The organism is Paenibacillus sp. ALE2 (genome assembly GCF_054113385.1).
Window position 1 is genome coordinate 4,572,566 of the sequence record NZ_CM134213.1, and the last position, 18,758, is coordinate 4,591,323.

At 42.2% G+C, this 18,758-nt stretch carries 13 protein-coding genes, 3 pseudogenes and 1 riboswitch; of the genes and pseudogenes, 3 read left to right on the plus strand and 13 right to left on the minus strand.

The window, feature by feature from the left end; all coding sequences use genetic code 11:
- Positions 1-520 precede the first annotated feature (520 nt).
- From ACXHJ1_RS19700 to ACXHJ1_RS19730, 7 genes and pseudogenes are all read right to left on the minus strand, one after another.
- Positions 521-1,210 (minus strand): type 1 glutamine amidotransferase, encoded by a 690-nt coding sequence (locus tag ACXHJ1_RS19700; RefSeq protein ID WP_019687275.1) that lies wholly within the window; start codon positions 1,208-1,210, stop codon positions 521-523.
- A 186-nt stretch (positions 1,211-1,396) separates the two neighbouring features.
- Positions 1,397-2,164, minus strand: coding sequence for an IclR family transcriptional regulator (locus ACXHJ1_RS19705; RefSeq protein WP_016818807.1), 768 nt, complete (start codon positions 2,162-2,164; stop codon positions 1,397-1,399).
- A gap of 206 nt (positions 2,165-2,370) precedes the next feature.
- Positions 2,371-4,221 carry an ABC transporter ATP-binding protein gene (locus tag ACXHJ1_RS19710; RefSeq protein ID WP_019687274.1) on the minus strand — a complete coding sequence of 617 codons (1,851 nt, stop codon included), beginning with the start codon at positions 4,219-4,221 and terminating at the stop codon, positions 2,371-2,373.
- Positions 4,208-5,978 (minus strand): annotated as a pseudogene (locus ACXHJ1_RS19715) (ABC transporter ATP-binding protein). Before ACXHJ1_RS19715 ends, ACXHJ1_RS19710 begins: the two are co-directional and overlap by 14 nt.
- A gap of 79 nt (positions 5,979-6,057) precedes the next feature.
- Positions 6,058-6,465, minus strand: a complete 408-nt coding sequence (locus ACXHJ1_RS19720) for a MarR family winged helix-turn-helix transcriptional regulator (protein ID WP_045245283.1) — start codon at positions 6,463-6,465, stop codon at positions 6,058-6,060.
- A gap of 157 nt (positions 6,466-6,622) precedes the next feature.
- A pseudogene (locus ACXHJ1_RS19725) lies at positions 6,623-6,838 on the minus strand (nitronate monooxygenase); the annotation flags it as partial.
- Positions 6,839-7,005: 167 nt separating this feature from the next.
- Complete coding sequence (locus ACXHJ1_RS19730; protein ID WP_457905094.1) at positions 7,006-8,679, minus strand: RICIN domain-containing protein; 1,674 nt, start codon at positions 8,677-8,679, stop codon at positions 7,006-7,008.
- Between the two features lie 568 nt (positions 8,680-9,247).
- Here ACXHJ1_RS19730 and ACXHJ1_RS19735 point away from each other — a divergent pair.
- Positions 9,248-9,970, plus strand: coding sequence for a LysR family transcriptional regulator (locus tag ACXHJ1_RS19735; protein WP_457906189.1), 723 nt, complete (start codon positions 9,248-9,250; stop codon positions 9,968-9,970).
- Positions 9,971-10,123: 153 nt separating this feature from the next.
- On the opposite strand, the gene ACXHJ1_RS19740 is transcribed toward ACXHJ1_RS19735, so the two are convergent.
- From ACXHJ1_RS19740 to ACXHJ1_RS19750, 3 genes are read right to left on the minus strand one after another with little or no spacing between them, the layout of a single operon-like run.
- On the minus strand, positions 10,124-11,221 hold the full coding sequence (locus tag ACXHJ1_RS19740; protein WP_457906190.1) for a GerAB/ArcD/ProY family transporter: 1,098 nt from the start codon (positions 11,219-11,221) through the stop codon (positions 10,124-10,126).
- A gap of 20 nt (positions 11,222-11,241) precedes the next feature.
- The gene (locus ACXHJ1_RS19745; protein ID WP_017426908.1) at positions 11,242-12,453 is read right to left on the minus strand and encodes a Ger(x)C family spore germination protein; all 1,212 of its coding nucleotides are present in this window, start codon (positions 12,451-12,453) and stop codon (positions 11,242-11,244) included.
- Positions 12,454-12,470: 17 nt separating this feature from the next.
- A complete protein-coding gene (locus tag ACXHJ1_RS19750; RefSeq protein WP_225164881.1) occupies positions 12,471-13,970 on the minus strand; it encodes a spore germination protein in 1,500 nt (499 codons plus the stop codon).
- 357 nt (positions 13,971-14,327) lie between these two features.
- Between ACXHJ1_RS19750 and ACXHJ1_RS19755 the strand changes: the two genes are divergently transcribed.
- Positions 14,328-16,496, plus strand: coding sequence for an amidase (locus tag ACXHJ1_RS19755; RefSeq protein WP_103042420.1), 2,169 nt, complete (start codon positions 14,328-14,330; stop codon positions 16,494-16,496).
- Positions 16,497-16,659: 163 nt separating this feature from the next.
- On the opposite strand, the pseudogene ACXHJ1_RS19760 reads toward ACXHJ1_RS19755, so the two are convergent.
- The 3 genes and pseudogenes from ACXHJ1_RS19760 to ACXHJ1_RS19770 form a co-directional block, all read right to left on the minus strand.
- A pseudogene (locus ACXHJ1_RS19760) lies at positions 16,660-16,788 on the minus strand (QacE family quaternary ammonium compound efflux SMR transporter); the annotation flags it as partial.
- Between the two features lie 80 nt (positions 16,789-16,868).
- Positions 16,869-16,967, minus strand: a riboswitch (guanidine-I (ykkC/yxkD leader).
- Between the two features lie 8 nt (positions 16,968-16,975).
- Complete coding sequence (locus ACXHJ1_RS19765) at positions 16,976-17,497, minus strand: GNAT family N-acetyltransferase (protein ID WP_151256045.1); 522 nt, start codon at positions 17,495-17,497, stop codon at positions 16,976-16,978.
- A 31-nt stretch (positions 17,498-17,528) separates the two neighbouring features.
- A complete protein-coding gene (locus tag ACXHJ1_RS19770; protein WP_017426905.1) occupies positions 17,529-17,981 on the minus strand; it encodes a MarR family winged helix-turn-helix transcriptional regulator in 453 nt (150 codons plus the stop codon).
- A gap of 114 nt (positions 17,982-18,095) precedes the next feature.
- Here ACXHJ1_RS19770 and ACXHJ1_RS19775 point away from each other — a divergent pair, with 114 nt between their 5' ends.
- Positions 18,096-18,740, plus strand: a complete 645-nt coding sequence (locus ACXHJ1_RS19775) for a YczE/YyaS/YitT family protein (RefSeq protein ID WP_457905095.1) — start codon at positions 18,096-18,098, stop codon at positions 18,738-18,740.
- The last annotated feature ends 18 nt before the right edge of the window (positions 18,741-18,758 follow it).

Consider the following 18,758-nt stretch of genomic DNA (forward strand, 5'->3'; position numbering starts at 1 on the left):
ATCATGGTATTTATTTACTCAAGCTGAATTAATTCAAAATTAATAACTCTTCACTTTTTAAATAGATAGTGATTTTTTTAGCTCTTTTGAACTATTTTCCAAGCGGAATTTTCTTTAAATTTTCTCTTGAAATTTCTATTTAAATTAAATATTCTCTCATTTCAGCTATAAATTTTATTTTTTTATTAATAGAAACGTTTTGATTTTTCATTAAAAGTTTAGATTTTTAGAGAATTTATAACTTTTGGACCATTACTTTTGTAAAATGTATTGACCCGAAAACACAAAATAGCAAGTCTCCATGTGGCAGGAAGACTTGCTATTTTTTTAAGTTTTGGCGACTTGACCTTAAATAATGGAGTGAATATTGACACAGTGGAAGTACCGAACATATTTGTCGTGTGATGGATACTTTGTACAAATCGAATCGTTTTTGTGCCAAGCTTGTAATGAAACTACCCCCAAGGCAATTTGTATTCGTGCAGCTCCCGATCCCATTCCCATGTTGATTTATCGCTTCCTAAGCGGCTAACGCAATTTGGTCCAGAATTCCCCACAATAACATTTTTGATTGCTCACAATGATCTATACCTTCTCTGATCAAGGAAGTGGTTTGAATAAACGGTGCATCCCAAAGCTCATGCGACCAATTTGCAAGCATTTGCTGGATACAATCAGTGGTAGATTCCAAATGAAACTGCAAACCTAGAACATGTTCTCCATACGCAAAGGCTTGATTCTCACAAGCTTCGGAGTAAATGAGATGCTGGGCCCCATCAGGCAACGTGAACGTATCTCCATGCCAAGCGAATGAAGTGAATTTTTCGGGAATTTTAGCTAACCATGCATGGTATTCTTGCGTCCTATGGAAGCCATGCCAGCCAATTTCCTTTTCGCGGTTTGGAAATACGGATCCTCCTAAAACCTCCGATATCATCTGAGCCCCTAAACAAATTCCTAGTACTTTTTTCTTCATTTCGATTGCAATTTTTACAAACGCCTTCTCCTCAATAAGCCATGGATGTTCTTTTTCTTGGTAAACACTCATGGGTCCGCCCAAAATCACAAGGAGATCTAATGTTTTAAGCCACTTCTTATCAATACCTTGGGCAGGATCCTGCACGATTAGTTCGTGACCTGCATGTTTGGACCACGAAGCGATTACGGATGGATCGTCAAATGAAAAGTGACGAAATACAACAATCTTCATATACACTCACCCCTCTTGTTGAATAATCATATATTATCTCACTTTTCAGTATTAACAATATGATTATCCCGAATAATGGGATGATAACAAAAAATATAACTATTCCCCATCACTTCCCTGAATAACGAAACAGGAATTGATAAGGCAGATGATGTGCAATGAATAGGTGTTTCTAAGCAAGCCAAACTACCTAACACGTCCTCGATAGCCAAGCTCGTTGGATATGAGGTTAGCATACTTTTTCACCATGTTTGAATACTTTTCGATGTTAACTTCCCCAAATCTTATCGAAGGTCCAGCAACATTCAAGGAACCGATTACGGTGTTCTCGTATGAGAAGATAGGAGCGCCGATTCCTGTGGTTCCCTCCGTTGCCTCGCTTATTGAAATAGCATATCCATTCTGTTTAATCGTCAAAAGTTCTTGTTCGACATCTTTTCGTAAAAATGCTTTTAAAGAAGTAGCCTCACTCCATTCGAAGGAATCCATGATTGTTTTTTGCAGCATTGGGTTCAGGAAAGCCAGAATAACTCGATTAGAGGCTCCTATAAACAATGGCAAACGCAGCCCAATGGGTTCTGATATTTTCAAGACTTGTGGTGAGTCGACAGAATCAATGTAAATTCCTTCTGCATTTTCTCGAACCGATAAATATACAGTCTCCTTTGTTTGTTTCGATATCTCCTCCATAAAAGGTCTTGCGATGGTACGCAACATTAAACTGTCCCACATTAAAAAACCGTACTTCATAATGGACAGACCAAGCTTGTAACGTTTCGTCTTTGTATTTTGGGCCACAAAGCCATGTTCCGCTAATGAGGTAAGCAAGCGATGCACGCTCTGCACCGGCATATTTAACGCTTTGCTTATTTCCGTCACACTCATATCTTTCTCAGTGCCTTGCGGAAGCAGCAAATCCAAAATTTGAACAGCCTTAGAAATTACACCAGACAATCTGTTTTCACTCCTCAACTCCAATTTGGACTCATTATACCAAAAAGGTTAGAGAGGATAACATTACAATTGCGATATCTTACAACTGAGTAGTTTATAAAAAAACGTGTCTGGGTCGCCCTTTGAAGGGGTCATCCAAACACGTTTCATTTTTACCCTGATATGATATTGATGATTCCTATCGTGTTTCCCTAAAATTGTACTTTTCAGGATACATGTTCAAACTGGCTGTTGTATAAATCGGCATAGAATCCGTTTTTACCTAGCAATTCCTCATGATTACCCGTTTCAATAATGTTACCGTCCTTCATAACCAGAATCAGATCGGCGTTCTTAATCGTTGAGAGACGGTGGGCAATCACAAAGGAGGTTTTCCCAACAGTAAGTCGGTCCATCGCTTGTTGAATCAGTAACTCCGTACGCGTATCGACCGAACTTGTGGCCTCGTCCAGAATGAGCATGGGCGCATCTTCAATCATGGCTCTTGCAATGGTAATCAATTGCTTTTGACCGGCAGAGAGATTAGCTTTGTCGTCTAGCACTGTATCATAACCCTGCGGTAAAGTTTTAAGGAAGCTATGCAGACCCACTGCTCTACATGCGGCTTCTACCTGTTCATCGGTAACATGCTCTTTGGAAAAGACGATATTCTCACGAATCGTTCCTTCAAACAGCCATGTATCCTGCAGTACCATGCAGAATAATTTATGAACATTCTCACGTGTTAATTGGCTGATCGGAGTTCCATCAATATAAATTTCCCCTCCGTTCAGCTCATAGAACCGCATGAGCAAATTCACGAGCGTCGTCTTACCGGCACCTGTAGGGCCAACAATGGCAATTTTCTGACCAGCTTCAGCTTTCATAGAGAAATCTTTGATAATCATATGGTCTTCATTATAACCGAAACGGACATGCTTAAATTCGACATCCCCTTTGGCGTTATCCAGCTTCATGGTCTTGTCGCTCTCATCCACCAATTCTTCTTCACCCAGAAATTCGAATACACGTTCACTAGCAGCTGCCGCCGATTGCAAATTGGTTGCAGCCTGCGCCAACTGTGACAAAGGCTGTGTAAACAGACGAATATACACCATAAAGGCCACGATAGTTCCGATCGTTATAACATGTTGGTTCACCAGCAAAGCGCCCACGATACAGACCGCAACATAACCGAAATTCCCGATGAACATCATAACCGGCATCATCAGGCCAGACATGAACTGGGATTTCCATGCATTTGTATACAAGCGGCCATTAATGCCATGAAACACTTCTTTGGCTGCTTTTTCTCCGTTATATACCTTGACTACGTTATGCCCAGCATAGGTTTCTTCGATATGACCGTTGATCTGGCCAAGCTCTGCTTGCTGTGCTACAAAATATTTCTGTGAATGCTTCATAATTACGGTCATCAGTGAAAAACCGATCAGCGTAGCTACAATCCCAGTAATGGTCATGATCCAGTTCGTATATAGCATCATAATCAATGCACCCACAAAGGTTGCCAGTGCGCTGACAAGCGTGCCGAGACTGTTGTTTAACGTTTGTCCAATCGTATCGACATCATTGGTCACACGGCTAAGCACATTACCATAGCTCGTAGCATCAAAATACTTCAAAGGCATATGATTGATTTTTCGGGACAGCTCTGTCCGCATCTTCTTTGTAAGACGCTGTGACACGGTTACCGTAATGAATCCTTGGAAATAATTAAAGATAAGGCCGAGACCATACAAAACTACCAATACAAGAACAATCTTCTGAACAGCATTCACATCAATCCCTGTTACGATTCCTTCCTGGATCAGGTTGGCAATATCGCTGAGCTTATCTGGACCAATCACGTTGAAGACGGAACCGGCCAGCGCCAGCACCATTGAGAGTATGATCATAGGCATATAGGCCTTGATGTAGGATAAGAGCTGGCGAATGTTCTTTTTAAAATCATTCGCTTTTTTACCAGTTCCCATCCCTTCCGTAGGACCTCTACCTATGGGACCTCGCTGTTTCATTTCGATGTGCTTACTGCCGACGGTGTGTTCATTCTTGTCCATGTACGAGTTCCTCCTTCGAAAGCTGCGAATAAGCGATCTCCTGATAGGTGCTGCAATTCGCCATCAGCTCTTTGTGTGTGCCGTTCCCTACAATCTCGCCCTGGTCCAGAACGATAATCCGGTCAGCGTCCTTAATGGTGCCTATGCGCTGAGCAACAATGAGTGTCGTAGCATGGCCGGTTTCTTGTTTAAGCGCCGAGCGCAGAATCCGGTCTGTTCTGTAGTCCAATGCCGAGAAGGAATCATCGAAGATATAAATCTCCGGCTGACGGTAGATGGCACGCGCAATGGACAGACGCTGCTTTTGACCACCGGACACGTTCGCTCCACCTTGTGAAATCCGTCCTTGATACTGACCGTCCATTTTTTCAACAAATTCCGTGCCTTGGGCAATCCCCACGGCTGTTTTGACGAGTTTCTCCGAAGCTTCTGCTCTTCCGTTATCGCCATACGAAACATTGGATGCCACTGTACCGCTGAAAAGTACGGCTCTCTGTGGGACATACCCGATTTTGTTATGGAGTGTCTGCTGCTTATAGTTTCTGACATTCACACCATCCACGAGTACCTCTCCCTCAGTCACATCGTAGAAACGAGAAATCAGATTGATTACGCTGGTTTTACCGCTGCCTGTTGCGCCAATAAAGGCAACCGTCTCGCCTTGTTTTGCCGTAAAGCTAATGTTGCGAAGCACAGGCTCCTCCGCATCCGGATATTTAAAGCTGACATTACGGAATTCCACCTGACCCATAACGCCCTCTTCTCCAGCTGTCTCATGCCCGTCAATGATGCGGGATTCGGTATTCAATACCTCCATAATCCGTTTGGCAGAAATCGAAGCTCGAGGCATCAGGAAGAATATCATACTTACCATCATAAAGGCCATGACCACCTGCACCGCATAAGATGAGAATACGACCATATTAGAGAATAGCGAAATGCGGTCCGGCACGGCCGTTCCGTTAATCAGGTAAGCGCCAATCCAATAGATCGAGACACTCAGACCCGACATAATAAAGGTCATGCCCGGACCAACCATTGTCATTAACCGGTTCGCAAACAGGTTTGTATTCATCAATTCGGTATTGGCCTGCCCAAACTTCTCCTCCTGATACTGATCTGCATTATAAGCACGCACTACGCGAAGCCCCGTCAGATGCTCACGTGTTACCCTGTTCAGAATTATCAGTGAGACGTTGGATTTTTTGGAAACTGGGGAGAGCAAAAATAACAATGACACTCAGCATCAGGATCAGGACAGCCACAGCCACTCCTGTAGAGGCGGTCCACTGCCAGTTTTTATCTGCGATCTTTGCAATGGCCCACACGGCCAGAATCGGCGCCTTGATGATCACCTGCAACCCCAGCGCAACCACCGTTTGAATTTGGGTAACATCGTTCGTGGAACGGGTGATAAGGCTGGCTGTTGAAAAGCTGTTCATCTCTTCCATCGAAAAAGATAAGGCCTTGTCAAAGACCATCGCACGCAGGCGCATGGCCAGCCCTGCCGCGACCTTTGCCGCAAAATAGCCGACAATAATAGATGCAATCATACTCCCGACAGCACATAACAGCATATAAATACCAGGAATCAGCAGTTCCGACATCGGCGTTCCTGCAGTTTGCAGCTTGGTTGTAATTTCGGCCATATAATCAGGCAACTTCAAATCCAGCCACACCTGCACAACGATGAAGGCCAAGCTGCAAAGCACGAACATCCATTCATTTTTCTTGAGATATTTGAATATCTTCAGCATTCTGTTGTTCTCCTTTATCTGAAAATCTTAGGTGTTTGGTGCAATTAACGTATCCTGCATACGTCCTCTACATAGGAATTTAGCTTTTAGAGACAATAAGCTTGATGAGTCGGATAAACTCTTTGGCATCCTGTTCGTCCAGCTTTCGAAGGATTTTCTCGCTCCATGCGACTCCTTCGTTATACCTGTCAATCATAAATTGCTTGCCTGAATCCGTAATGAATACAATCACCTTACGTTTGTCGTTGGCATCCGTACGGCGTACAACCAACCCTTTCTTCTCCAAACTTTTCAGCGCCGTTGCTATCCGTCCCGTACTGACGGACAAGTATTCGCTCAAATGGCCCGAAGTAACCCCGTCCTGATGACTCAAAGCAATGAGAATTCCCATTTCACCACGAGAGAAATGCACTCGTTCCTCTAATGCCGGTTTGCGCGATTTGACGATACACTCGAATAGTTCGGTTGCCGATGCTTTATAGTCCATTGCCGTACCACCTTCTGTATTTATCTTATACTGTAAGATAATAATGACATCTGGATATAAAGTCAATTCGGGAAAATATGGAATGGTTGGAGAAGGATAAATTATTCACAATTGCTACAAATAAAAAAAGCTGCGATTTTCGCAGCAATAATTTCTCCTATTTATTATCGACTACTCCAGTGATAGAAAATCTTTGGACAAGAATACCGGCTTGATCAATGGTTTGTTTTACAATTGAAGCAGCAGGTTGGTCGTTGGCTAACCGAAGACCCTGTCCCGCCCAAAGTGACATATACTCGGGGCTGTTCGCTTTTGCAGCCGCCTGACGAATGTCCCGGGTCATCGCGTTTTGAATAGGGTAAGCAGGAATTGTTCTCTTTCAATTATAGAAAAACTGGCGCCGAACGGAATATCGACACCAGTTTTTGACCGTACATCTTTTCCCAATATTGTGGCTTGACTAAGAAAATGCTGAATGAGATTCAACCGATTGATTAAACGATGTTAGAATGATGCTTTTAGGCAAATTATTGATCAGTGCTATTCAACAGATTCAAGCCTCCATTGTTGATTATAATTCGATGTATACCGCCATTGCTGGATAGGAACTCCCTCTGCAGTGGATAGGCCTGTGACATCAGCTGGCTTATTGGAAATGACAGGAGTGATGCGATAGTAACCATCTCCTGTAGAGATAAAAGCAAATTTTTGTTGATCTTGGTCAGTACTAGCAGCCAGTTGGAATTTAGCGCCATGATCAAGAGAGCCATTTGTTACCTCGAGTGAACGTCCACTTTCCACATTCTTGATACTGTATTGACCGCCACCTAGATGCGTAACACTCCATTGCTGATTTGCTTCACCTGTATAGGTTGATTTAATTACACTTGCACCTTCTATCGTATTATCGGTTTCCATGGCCTTGCCATCCAAACGCACAATGAAACGATAAGTACCATCAGAAACATTTCCATCAGGAATGCTTGCCGGATCTCCGCTGCCGGCCGGCCGAGTATAGAGAAGAGTTCCGAAACCAAGTTGGTCAAACGTTGATGGATACTTCAAATTCGGACCACCTTCGGTACCTTCCAAAACCATTCGGGCAGCAATATTGGGTGCAGACAGACCTTTCCGATTGACATAATGGTTGTAGATCATCGCCCAGATGGGACGCATTTCGCTACGTTTGTCAGGCGATATTCCAGATTGAATATTTACCGCACCGTTTCTTCCTGATCCCCATTCATAAGTTGCAAAGGGTACATCCTCGCCATTGTTGTATTTGGCAACATATTCAGCAGCACGCAGGAAACGATTGTCCGCCCATCCATAAAGATCATCTCCCTGATTCCATGCCATTTCAGCAATTGTTGCCATTAAACCAACGCCTAATTGAGTATGCGCTTGGTCCCTTCCAGACTCTTGCCATTGGGCAAGACCATCAGGATGAAGGAATGGGATGGCATTATAAATGGACCCATTTCCTGCACCATTTTTAAAATATTCAACACCGATATCATAAATATCCTGGCGGTCACAGAATATTCCGATTGCAATGGTGGCAGCCATATTACTTAGATCCCAGTTCGCCCAGTAATTCTGTATATATGAATCATTATGACTATTGCCGTATTCATTGCCAATAAGGAATCTCTCGTTCAATGGTTTGTAAAATACAGTAAGAAGCATGTTCTGCATTTGTTCCACATTAAACCCCGGATAATCTCTCATAAGTTCTGCTGCATTAGCCAATTCATACCCATAAATTCCCGCTGCTAAGTAGCGATCAGCATTGCCGGAGATCGTTTTAAGATTAGAAGACCAGGCATTCAAAATATCACGAGCTGTATCTCCATTTGCGGTGTCCCCTGTAATTTTCCAACGAAGTGCATTCTGGTAAGCACGAGCTATATCATTATACAACAGAGCTACATTTTGCTCATTTCCTCCCCGGATAATGATAGAAGTAGCGCGTGGTTTCCATCCAGCCTGTGAAAGTGGGCTGGACAGCAATTGATTCCAACCATCCAAATAGGGTTGTCTGCCTTCATGAATCATCTGCTTCATTCGGTCAAAATCTGCTTTCGTATGTAATAGACCAGGATGATCAAATCCAGTGGACGCTGCAGCTTTCGGCAATGTTTTCTCAGTGAATCCAAATGCACTTATTACTAGGCAAAAAATAATTGATACTAATAGTGTTTTTTTCAACAATTTACATTCTCCTTATATTAGTGTATTTAAAATAAATCCTCTGCTATTTTTTCTCGATCCCTCCTTTATGTAATTCTCCTTTGAGTTGGTATATATACCTGTTTTTTCTGCGCTATTATGTTTATCGGTACTTCGATGTTTGATAATAGTAATATCTTAAAAAATAGTTCTTTTGAACTGTTAGCTGAAGGATTTGAAAGACAAAAGGTTGTTAACACAAAAAAGCCGCCAATTAGGCGACTTCTTAAATGGTACATGCTCATCAATTTTCTTCATTTTTATTTCCAGTTCATTGTGGTTATTTCGAAGACTAGGGTAGAGGGCAACTTTGTGAAGACAGTAACCAATTGTACTGGTTGTTCATAACCCTCACAAGGATAGAGACTATCAGATGCTTAATGAATGAAAAAAACGATTTAGATGCTCGGCAAACAATTTAGGATAAGGTATTAGTTCTAACATCTCTACGAATGATCCTGGCCACCCATGAGTCAGCAACAGTGGTCGCTCGGATGTCCCTTCACCTCAAACGTGCACAAAGTGTATGTCGAAGCCGTCCACCTGTTCAATAAACTGTGGGGAACGGTTTAGCCATGCTTCCTGTTCACGCCAAGAGATTGGCGGGGAGCTTTTCACTTACGAGAGAAGGCATCTGAAGCTCAGCCCATTAGGGAGAGAATTAATACCTCTAGCAGAAGATCTACTGGCTACTCATGACCAGATTAGAAATATACGAAGCAACCAGGAGGTTAAAGGCGTTATAAGGGTGGCTGCACCAGAGTCTTTAACGATTTCTAGATTAAGTCCGATTATTAGGGAGTTCTCTTTAAAATATCCTCATGTCAAATTCATCCTTACCAACGGTACATGTGAACAAAACCAGGTTGACTTAATTATTGGACGTGTAGATGTGGCTTTGATGGTCTACCCGGAAATACATCCGGAAAAATGCATTCATTATTCTTTGGTCAAGGAGAACATTGTCCTGGTGTGCAACAATGACGGTCCATACCATTTTGATGAATACAAGCGAGAGAACATCAACCATTGTTTTATTACGAATGAAGAAGGCATTTTAGATAAAGACCAAGAACGCTCAATACCTGACTACGGGTATGTATTGGTGGAGATAATAGCATTAGCTTCCCTATTTCAGAACTGTAGTAATTTCAGTTCCACACCAAGGAGACTTAATAACCATGAAAATTGTAATTTTATATTTCATCTTGGCTTTGTTAGCATTGTCGATGACCATCTTAATCGATTTACTGTCAGGAATGAGCCTATTTGAAGCATTTCACTCTATCCGGGCGGCCTTCGCCAACACAGCCATACCAGAGGTAATTGTCATGGTGTTTTTTCTATTTCTTCCTTTTGTTAATGTCATTACAGCAGCTGTACGGAAAAGGAGTCTGCGGAAATAACTAAGCTCAACGCTTATCGCTTATCGCAATAGCCCTAATCTTTTGCGTACCCGGTGGACAACGAACAACATAATGGGAATGGCCGTGAATAGAACAGACAGGATATAGCGCAAAAAGAATGCTCCCTCTTCCAAATGCCTTGGATAATTCTCCGCACTGATAAGCGATCCAAACAGAACAACAACACCAACAGGAATGGCCAGTCTTCGGGTATCTTGTACTTTGAATAAGTCCGCAGTCACAGCTATGACGGCGTAACAATAGAGGGTCATTTTAAAGAATACTCCTATAATTAAAGTTAAAATAACAAGAGCATCCAACCGCTGGATAAAATTTGCCAGGTTAACCAGTGTTATCGTTGTGTACATGGGAAAGGTACTTCTCTCATATATATTTTTTCCAAGTACTGAAATTTCGATAGCATGTGTAGAACAAAGTAGGATGCCGCTTAATACGATAGCCGCAATCCCTGTTTTTCGGGACTGACAAGATTTTTGCAGATGAGGGAAAATTGTAGTCATGCAGATCAGCTCGCCAAAAGGGAAAGTTAAAATATTGGGAAAAGCCGACCTAAGAGCCTGCTTCCAATCCACAGCATGCAGCGGAAACAGATTTTTAAAATCAACCAGCCCCGCAGCAATCACGACAAAAAAACATATGAAACCCATGAAAAAAATAACTATCAGATAAATTTCCGACGTTCTAAAAAACACTTCAATCCCCTTATTCAGAATATATATGACAGCAATGACCATAATGGCATTGATTATGAATACCGGCGTTTGGTCATAGGAAGCAGCGATCAGCAGGTCACCGGATTCGCGCAAGATTCTGGACCCATTAAACACTAAAACAGGAATGTACAGAAAACTCAATGGCCACCCAATAGTTTTACCCAGGATTTTTTGGGTATATCCGCTGATGATCAGATTAGGATATTGACAGTACAAATCATGAAATATCAGATACAAAAGCACTCCCCCAGGCAAAGCTAGAAGGATCGATAACCATATAGTATGTCCAGTTTCAAGCCCGATGGGAATCACAATGGCCGTTCCTAATTCAAATAAAATAATCATGGCAAACAATTGATTTGTACCAATAACTTCTTTTTTCATCACTTCTGCTCCGCTTCCTTTTAGTTAAATTGGTCCTTATTCATGTACGGCTTTAACCTCATTCCTGTCCCTCGGATATAAGCCTCTACACGAATGTCCAGCTTGCCTTGGGCAAACAAGGAGTCCCACTGCTCTTTTACTGCTTCCCACTCCTTCGGACGGAGACGTTTCAGTTCATTGCCAAAACCAAAAATGTCACTTTTTAACCGCTGAGCTGCTTGTATGGACTGGATTACTTCTTCTTTCGTATGCTTGGCCAATTGCTCTTCCAACTTCATGATCTCATCCGCACTACTGAAGTCTACAAATCCCCGTGTTTCGTTCACTTTTCCTTCCTCTTGAATGTGAACATGAAAAACGGGTATCCCCTCCTGAAGCTCCACGTTTATATCCGTTTTGGAATAATTTATATGGACTGCGACCGATGCTTCCATATTTTCTGTATCAATGTTGACTATGGTTTGATCTATCTTGTTCTGAACCCATAATGTACCCTTGGCCTCGGAGCCTTCCAGCCACGCTGTTAGTTTCCCTTTTTTGAACACTCCAAGCCCATTTATTGAGAGAATAGCCTTCACTTCCGTCTGTTCCAAACTTGCTTTCTTCTTGCCTTCTTCCCTGTCTCCGATAATTCGGATGCCACTAATAGCCACTTCTCCTTCCCCAGTGATTTCATTAATTAATTCAAAAATATTGATATTCTTGTTTTCTCCCCATATTTTCGCCGTGTTTTTAGCTTTCTTGACCATGCCTATCGCAGGCAGACTCTCTATAGGTAGCAGGATTTTCAGAACAGCATTAGCATCAACACCTCTTGAAACCAGAACAGTAGAGTTCAACCTAAGCTCGTGAGACCTTTCAAACACATCAAAAATCTCATTTATTCCACTTCTGGCGAACGCTTCCCCGATAACAACAAGCTGCGTGTGGGCAAAAAACAACTGTCTTGCTGTCTTTTTTGATGTTTTGCGAAATGCGCCAAATAAAGTCCTGTCCGTCGTAGAATAGACCGTAGTGGTAGATTGTCCTGTATTTGCGCCCGTACTTGTGGCCGTCGACGAAGGATTCACAATTTGAAAAGTGACCTCATATTCCTCTTTATCTGGGGCTTTATCGATTCCAATGCCGGTTACGATCGCCAGTTCATTTAGTTCCCGTCTGTTCCAGCAACTTGTCAGCAGCATAATTATAAGGATACAAAGTATGATTCGCAGCAGCCCTTTATCCTTCATTCGGCTTGCCCCCCTCTTTACCTAATACGTTTATTGTGCTTTTTCTGACTGATTAAGCGCGGTCGGGTCTTCATGAATTGGAAGGGTAATCGGAAGAAGGCATCATGCTGATTCTGGGCTATAAACGGACCCATAGGAGACATATATGGAACCCCCAAGGAGCTTAGACTACACATATGCGCAATCATTATAAAGCTAAATACACACACGCCGTAGAGCCCCATAAATGCCGCTATGAACATAATGACGAATCGAAGAATTCGCACCGAAAGAGCCATATTGAACGCCGGGGTGGCAAGACTGGAAATACCCGTGAGAGAGACAGCGATGACTATGGCTGGAGTAACAATGCCTGCCTGCACCGCTGCCTGCCCAATTACCAACCCTCCGATAATCGATACTGTCTGTCCAATTGGGCTTGGCATTCGAACGCCAGCTTCACGGATAATCTCAAACGTCACTTCAAGCAGGAGTATCTCAATAAAAGTAGGGAAGGGTACATTTTCTCTCTGGGAGGCCAGATTAATCAACAGCGGGGTCGGGATCATTTCCTGATGAAAGTTCAGAGCTGCCACAAACAGACCGGGGCCTAACAAAGAAATCGCCAGACACATAAATCTCAATAACCGGATCAAGGATGAGATATCATATCGCTGGTAGTAATCTTCAACTGCATGAAAAAACATAAAAAAGGTAGTAGGCGCAATCAGCACGAAGGGCGTTCCATCAACAAAAATGGCAATTCGCCCCTCCAGCAGATTACCTGCTACACTGTCCGGACGCTCGGTATTATAGAGTGTTGGAAAAGGTGAATATTTGTTTTCTTCAATTAGCTGCTCTATGTACCCTGATTCCAGAATGGAATCGATATGGATACCCTGTAACTTTTGCTTTAGGTTCTGTATCGTCGATTCTTTTGCGATGCCGTTTATGTACATGATAGCCACATCGGTTTGTGTAACAGCACCGATTTTCATCGTTTCAATCCATAGATTGACGTTTTTTATTCTCCGGCGGACCAGGGAGAGATTTGTCCCAATGGATTCCGTAAAACTTTCTTTGGAACCGCGGATGGCTACCTGGGTAGAAGCCTCTGTGACCGCTCTGACCTCGCCCCCGCTGGTGTTCCCGCTAATAGCTTTGGCCATTCCATCCACTAGAATTATCGTATTTCCAGATAAAATGGCTTCAAAAAGCTCCTTCCAGTCATTAAGTACTTTTTCTTCACCGATACTCAAGGCTTTGTCTTTCATAAATTGATAAATTCCGCTTACCGATTTGACTTCCGGACCTCCCCAGTTGGGAGTGTCAAAGGCCATAATGTGCGTAATAAACTCATCGACGATGTTTTTATCATTTAAACCGTTGAGATATACAGCAGCCACCTCTATATGTGAAGTTACCAGCTCAAATTTACGAATAATAATATCAGGGCTGTTTCCAAGCCGGGACCTGATTTCCTTCAAGTTGTTTGCTAAATTCATGGAGATCAAGGGGTCTTCATTACTGGGCATCATCTACACCTCCTGCCCATACTATTTGCTGTCCAAACCTGTTTTATGCAGTATATGGGAATTTTATTATCGGTAATCAGGCCGCTGCTAGATTTTTACTCCTGTATGCCAAAAAGATTATAGTATGTTCACCTTCAATACTCTGAAAGATGCTGAAAGAAAAAGAGAGTAGCTGAGAACAAAAATCAAAACTTGTATCGTTACCGTTCTTCCTCACCCTCAACATTACAAAAATTGACATTTCGGATGAAAATAAGTAGTATAATTAGAAAGATTTATATAAAAAAAGGAACCCTTTCCTCATTCCCCTCTATTCAAATCCCTATTTCTATCTATCCTATTTTAAGGAGTGAAAATGCTATGCGCGCACGAATGGTAAAAGCGAATACAAGGAATGTAATCGGTAGCTATTGCAAATGGATCGCGGCTGGGATGATTGTAACTCTCACGGGATGCTCGCTTGCATCCGCCGCTCCTTCACCCTCACTCTCATCCCCAAGTAAAACTAGTGAATCTACCTCCTCCCTGGTTACATTTCAATTGCAAGAGGCTACGATTGCTCAGATGCAGGACGCGATGAAGTCAGGAGCACTGTCGAGTGTCGAGCTCACAGCCATGTACCTCAACCGGGTATACGCCTATGATTCTAGTGGCATTCGGCTGAATTCAATCCCTGTTCTAAATCCCAATGTGCTAAAAGAAGCTGCTCAGGCTGATCAGCTAAGGGCACAGGGTATTAATACCGGGCCTCTGCAAGGCATCCCCTACACAGTTAAAGACAGTTACAAGGTTAAAGGACTCACTGTTGCTTCTGGATCTCCGGCTTTTAAAAACCTGATGGCAAAAGATGATGCCTTTACTGTAGAGAAGATACGCAAATCCGGTGGAGTGCTAATTGGTAAAACCAACATGCCGCCAATGGCAGCAGGAGGAATGCAGAGAGGCGTTTATGGCCGTGCTGAAAGTCCGTACAATCCAAATTATTTGGCTGCAGCCTGGTACTCTGGCTCCTCTAACGGATCTGGCGTGTCAACAGCCGCCAACCTTGCTGCCTTTGGTATGGGGGAAGAAACAGTATCTTCTGGAAGATCACCAGCATCTAACAATGGTTTAATTGCCTACACGCCATCGCGGGGCTTAATCTCCATTCGGGGGAATTGGCCGCTTTTTCCTATACGGGATGTCGTGGTCCCACATACGAGGACTGTCGAGGACATGCTCCGCTTGCTTGACGTGATTGTTGTAGAGGATAAAATCACAAAAGGTGATTTCTGGCGAGAACAGAAAGCCGTTCGCCTCCCTTCTGTCAACAGTGTTCGTCCCAATTCCTATCTAGAGCTGCGAGATACTCAAGCTTTGAAAGGCAAACGAATCGGTGTTCCGAAAATCTATATCGGTAAGGACCATGAAACCACAACTCCGATTAAATTCAGACCTTCAATACAAGCATTATGGGAAAAAGCTGTAAAGGATTTAACAGCTCTTGGAGCTGAAGTTGTGGAAGTTGACTTCCCTTTGCAAGTGAACAGCGAGAAGGACCGACCAACAGCGAAAACACCTGAAGAACGTGGTTTGATGCCGGCAAAATGGAGTGAAAAGGAATTCGGGCTGCTTAATCCTTATGCAGCTGAGGAATTCCTTAAAAGTGTGGGCGATCCGAATTTCCCGTCATGGGCTAATATCGACCCTGCAACTGTCTTCCCGAATCCGCCCGGTTCGGTAGATGCCAAACGTGGCAGAGACCTTGGTCACTATGACGTATTCATTGAAACCATAAAGAAAGGCGTCACCCCTTTCGAACAAATTCCTCAGTTTCATGAAGGGCTGCGGGGGCTGGAAAATGTACGAAAGATAGATTTTGAAAATTGGATGAAGCAAAACAACCTTGATTTTATTGCTTTCCCGGCCAATTCGAATATTGGCAAGGCTGATTCCGATGTGAATGAAACGTCTTATGAGGAGGCTTGGGAGAATGGCAACTATTTCTCCAATACGAATTTCCTTCTACGCGAGTACGGGATCCCAAGTGTGTCTGTGAGTATGGGCGCAATGAAGGATACGGGTATGCCCGTCAATCTGACGATGGCAGGTGCTGCATATAGCGATAATGACCTGCTTCGATACGCTTATTCCTATGAGCAGGCAACCAAAAACCGTCCTATTGCAACACGCACGCCAGCGCTTGAGGATGAAACCTTTTCCTATAACCCGCAAACTGCTCTTCCACCCTCTAAACGCAAGGAAACAGGAGCCCCTGCACTTAAGTTGAATGCTTCGGTCAAAGACGATGTTCTCGCTTTGGAAGGTTCAGTCACAGATCAAAGCGAAATCGCGCAGCTCAAAGTTTATGTCAATGGCATGCGTGTCGCTATTACAGAAGATAAAGCTAATTGGTCAGCAGCGCTCCCAACTACTAAATTCAAGCAGGGTGGCGCCTCCCAAGCCGATACACTGCATATTCTCGTGCTGGCGAAGGATATTTACGGAAATACCGCAGCTCAAATCAAGTCTGTCACTTTACCCCAATGACGAAGGACATCATGGTCTTAGCAACGGGATCATTGAGCTGGGCAGGCTGGAGGTTGGTCAGATGAAGCTGTAACTTCCAGCTCTTTGAATTAAATATTTAAATTAGCAAGCTCCCTCGCTGCTTTCGCAGTATAGGGAGTTTTTCTTCAAATCCCATCATTATTCAGCTTACCTGCTTCAGTCCAACCGCTGAACTGAGTACTATCGCAATGAATAAAATTCTCGTGGTATTACGTGATTCACCATAAAGGATCATATCCAGTATGGCCCCGACCAAAGCTCCAATACCAGTTTTTGATAACGCTGTAAATGTAGTGCGGAACTAAAGCAGCAATGAAAAAAAGCCTGAGATCATACTGCATACAGCAGTTTTTCTCCCAGGCTCTTATCCCTCCGTGACACAGTACAACGACTGTGAGTTTTCTCTTGGACCAGCCGATATGACATCGCGGAACCCTAGAAAATCTTTTTAAATTCAATTATAGTATTAATGTTTTGGTCATTATGAAATCAATCTGTTCTTCATCCCCCATATAAAAAGAGTGTGCACCCGTTTGAACAAACCCCATTTTCTCATAAAAAGCAATGGCATTTTCATTTTTTTCCCATACACCGAGCCAAACCTTCTTTTTATGATGTCCCAGTGCAATTTCGATAGCTTTATTTAACAGATGCTTACCCAGCCCATGTTTTTGAAATTTGTTTTTAATATAAATCCTCTCCACTTCGAGTGACTCATCACCCATTTTTTCGGATTGGGCATCATTTATATTGATCTTCAAATATCCGGCAAGCTCTTCATTGAAATAGATGAAAAAGATTTCTGAAGAGACATTAGCCAATTCCTTATCCAGCTGTTTCAAGTTAAATGCTCTTTCCAGATAGGCTTGCATATTTTCAGGTGAATTTTGATCTTTAAAAGTATCGTTGAATGTTTCAATGCTTATTTCTTGGAGTATTTGTATATCTTCACGGCTGCATTTGATCATTTTCACATTCATTATAACTATATCGCTCCTTCATATAAATCAATTAATAATTTCTTTTGTTCCCTTTTTTCACGAATTCCCATTCATCACTTATATTTTTTCTTACTCTTTGAAGAAGAGTAAAAATAGTGTTTACTTCACTTTCCGAAAATCCCGCTAATGCAACTTGGTCCGAATAATCATGTTCTCTTTTTATGAAAGGATAAACACTGTTTCCTTTTTCTGTTGGAAAGAGTTTATTAATTTTTTTGTTATGCTGATCCTCTTTCTTTTCAATAAAACCATTAATTACAAGTTTTTGGATAGCGCGAGATGCTGTTGTTCGATCTACTTTTATCATCTCAGCTAACTTTTCTTGAATAATTCCTGGGTTTTCACATATTCGTACAAGGTATAAATACTGTCCTTTTGTAAGGTCATATTCTTTGAATTCAATATTACTGATAGAATCTAATGCCCTTGCTATCATTCCAATTTCACGAAGTACTTCCTTCATAATGAACTCCTTTGCCCCTATTTTGTTGCAAATGCAATAAACATAGTATATATTTAATCTACCCTAATTTTGTTGCATTTGCAACTTGAAATTATAATAAAGAGGTCGAGTAAAGTGAAATATGTTTTTTTTGTAATAGGAATTTTTATATTATCCCTTGGTATTTCTTTCACTATACAATCAGACCTTGGGACATCACCTTTTGATGCACTATTGGTAGGACTATCCACAAATGTGGGGCTTACTGTAGGAAGTTGGGAAATCATAATGGCTTTAATCTTGATCTGTTGTAATTCACTTTTAAAAAGACAAAGACCAGAAGTTTTGGGGTTGTTAACAGCATTTACAACGGGGATTGGTATTGATATGTGGCTTTTTTTATTGCAGGATTTAATAACACCTGAACTATGGTACAGCAAAGCTGTTTGTTTTGGAATTGGTTTAGTTGTTGTGGGATTAGGAACTGCAACCTATTTACAGACAAACTTTGCACCCATTCCAGTTGACCGATTAACCATAATCATACAAGAATTAACTGGAAAAAATCTATTTTTTTCGAGAACATTCATTTACCTCATCTTCTTGATCATAGCATTCATTTTAAATGGACCCATTGGCATTGGAACTTTGTTAACTGTTTGTTTAGGGGGGGTAATACTCAATTATTTCATGCCCCTCACTGGAAAAGTATTAGACCGCATATTAACACACTCTGGTACATCACCAAATCATGATAAAGATAAAAAGCATTCAATGTAGAATGCTTTTTATCTTTCT

Excerpts from the sequence above, each read along its gene's own strand:
- ACXHJ1_RS19745 (WP_017426908.1), bottom strand. The coding sequence starts at position 12,453 with ATGAAGGATAAAGGGCTGCTGCGAATCATACTTTGTATCCTTATAATT.
- ACXHJ1_RS19720 (WP_045245283.1), bottom strand. The coding sequence starts at position 6,465 with ATGGACTATAAAGCATCGGCAACCGAACTATTCGAGTGTATCGTCAAA.
- ACXHJ1_RS19750 (WP_225164881.1), bottom strand. The coding sequence starts at position 13,970 with ATGATGCCCAGTAATGAAGACCCCTTGATCTCCATGAATTTAGCAAAC.
- ACXHJ1_RS19710 (WP_019687274.1), bottom strand. The coding sequence starts at position 4,221 with ATGGACAAGAATGAACACACCGTCGGCAGTAAGCACATCGAAATGAAA.
- ACXHJ1_RS19755 (WP_103042420.1), top strand. The coding sequence starts at position 14,328 with ATGCGCGCACGAATGGTAAAAGCGAATACAAGGAATGTAATCGGTAGC.
- ACXHJ1_RS19765 (WP_151256045.1), bottom strand. The coding sequence starts at position 17,497 with ATGAATGTGAAAATGATCAAATGCAGCCGTGAAGATATACAAATACTC.
- ACXHJ1_RS19740 (WP_457906190.1), bottom strand. The coding sequence starts at position 11,221 with ATGAAAAAAGAAGTTATTGGTACAAATCAATTGTTTGCCATGATTATT.
- ACXHJ1_RS19700 (WP_019687275.1), bottom strand. The coding sequence starts at position 1,210 with ATGAAGATTGTTGTATTTCGTCACTTTTCATTTGACGATCCATCCGTA.
- ACXHJ1_RS19770 (WP_017426905.1), bottom strand. The coding sequence starts at position 17,981 with ATGAAGGAAGTACTTCGTGAAATTGGAATGATAGCAAGGGCATTAGAT.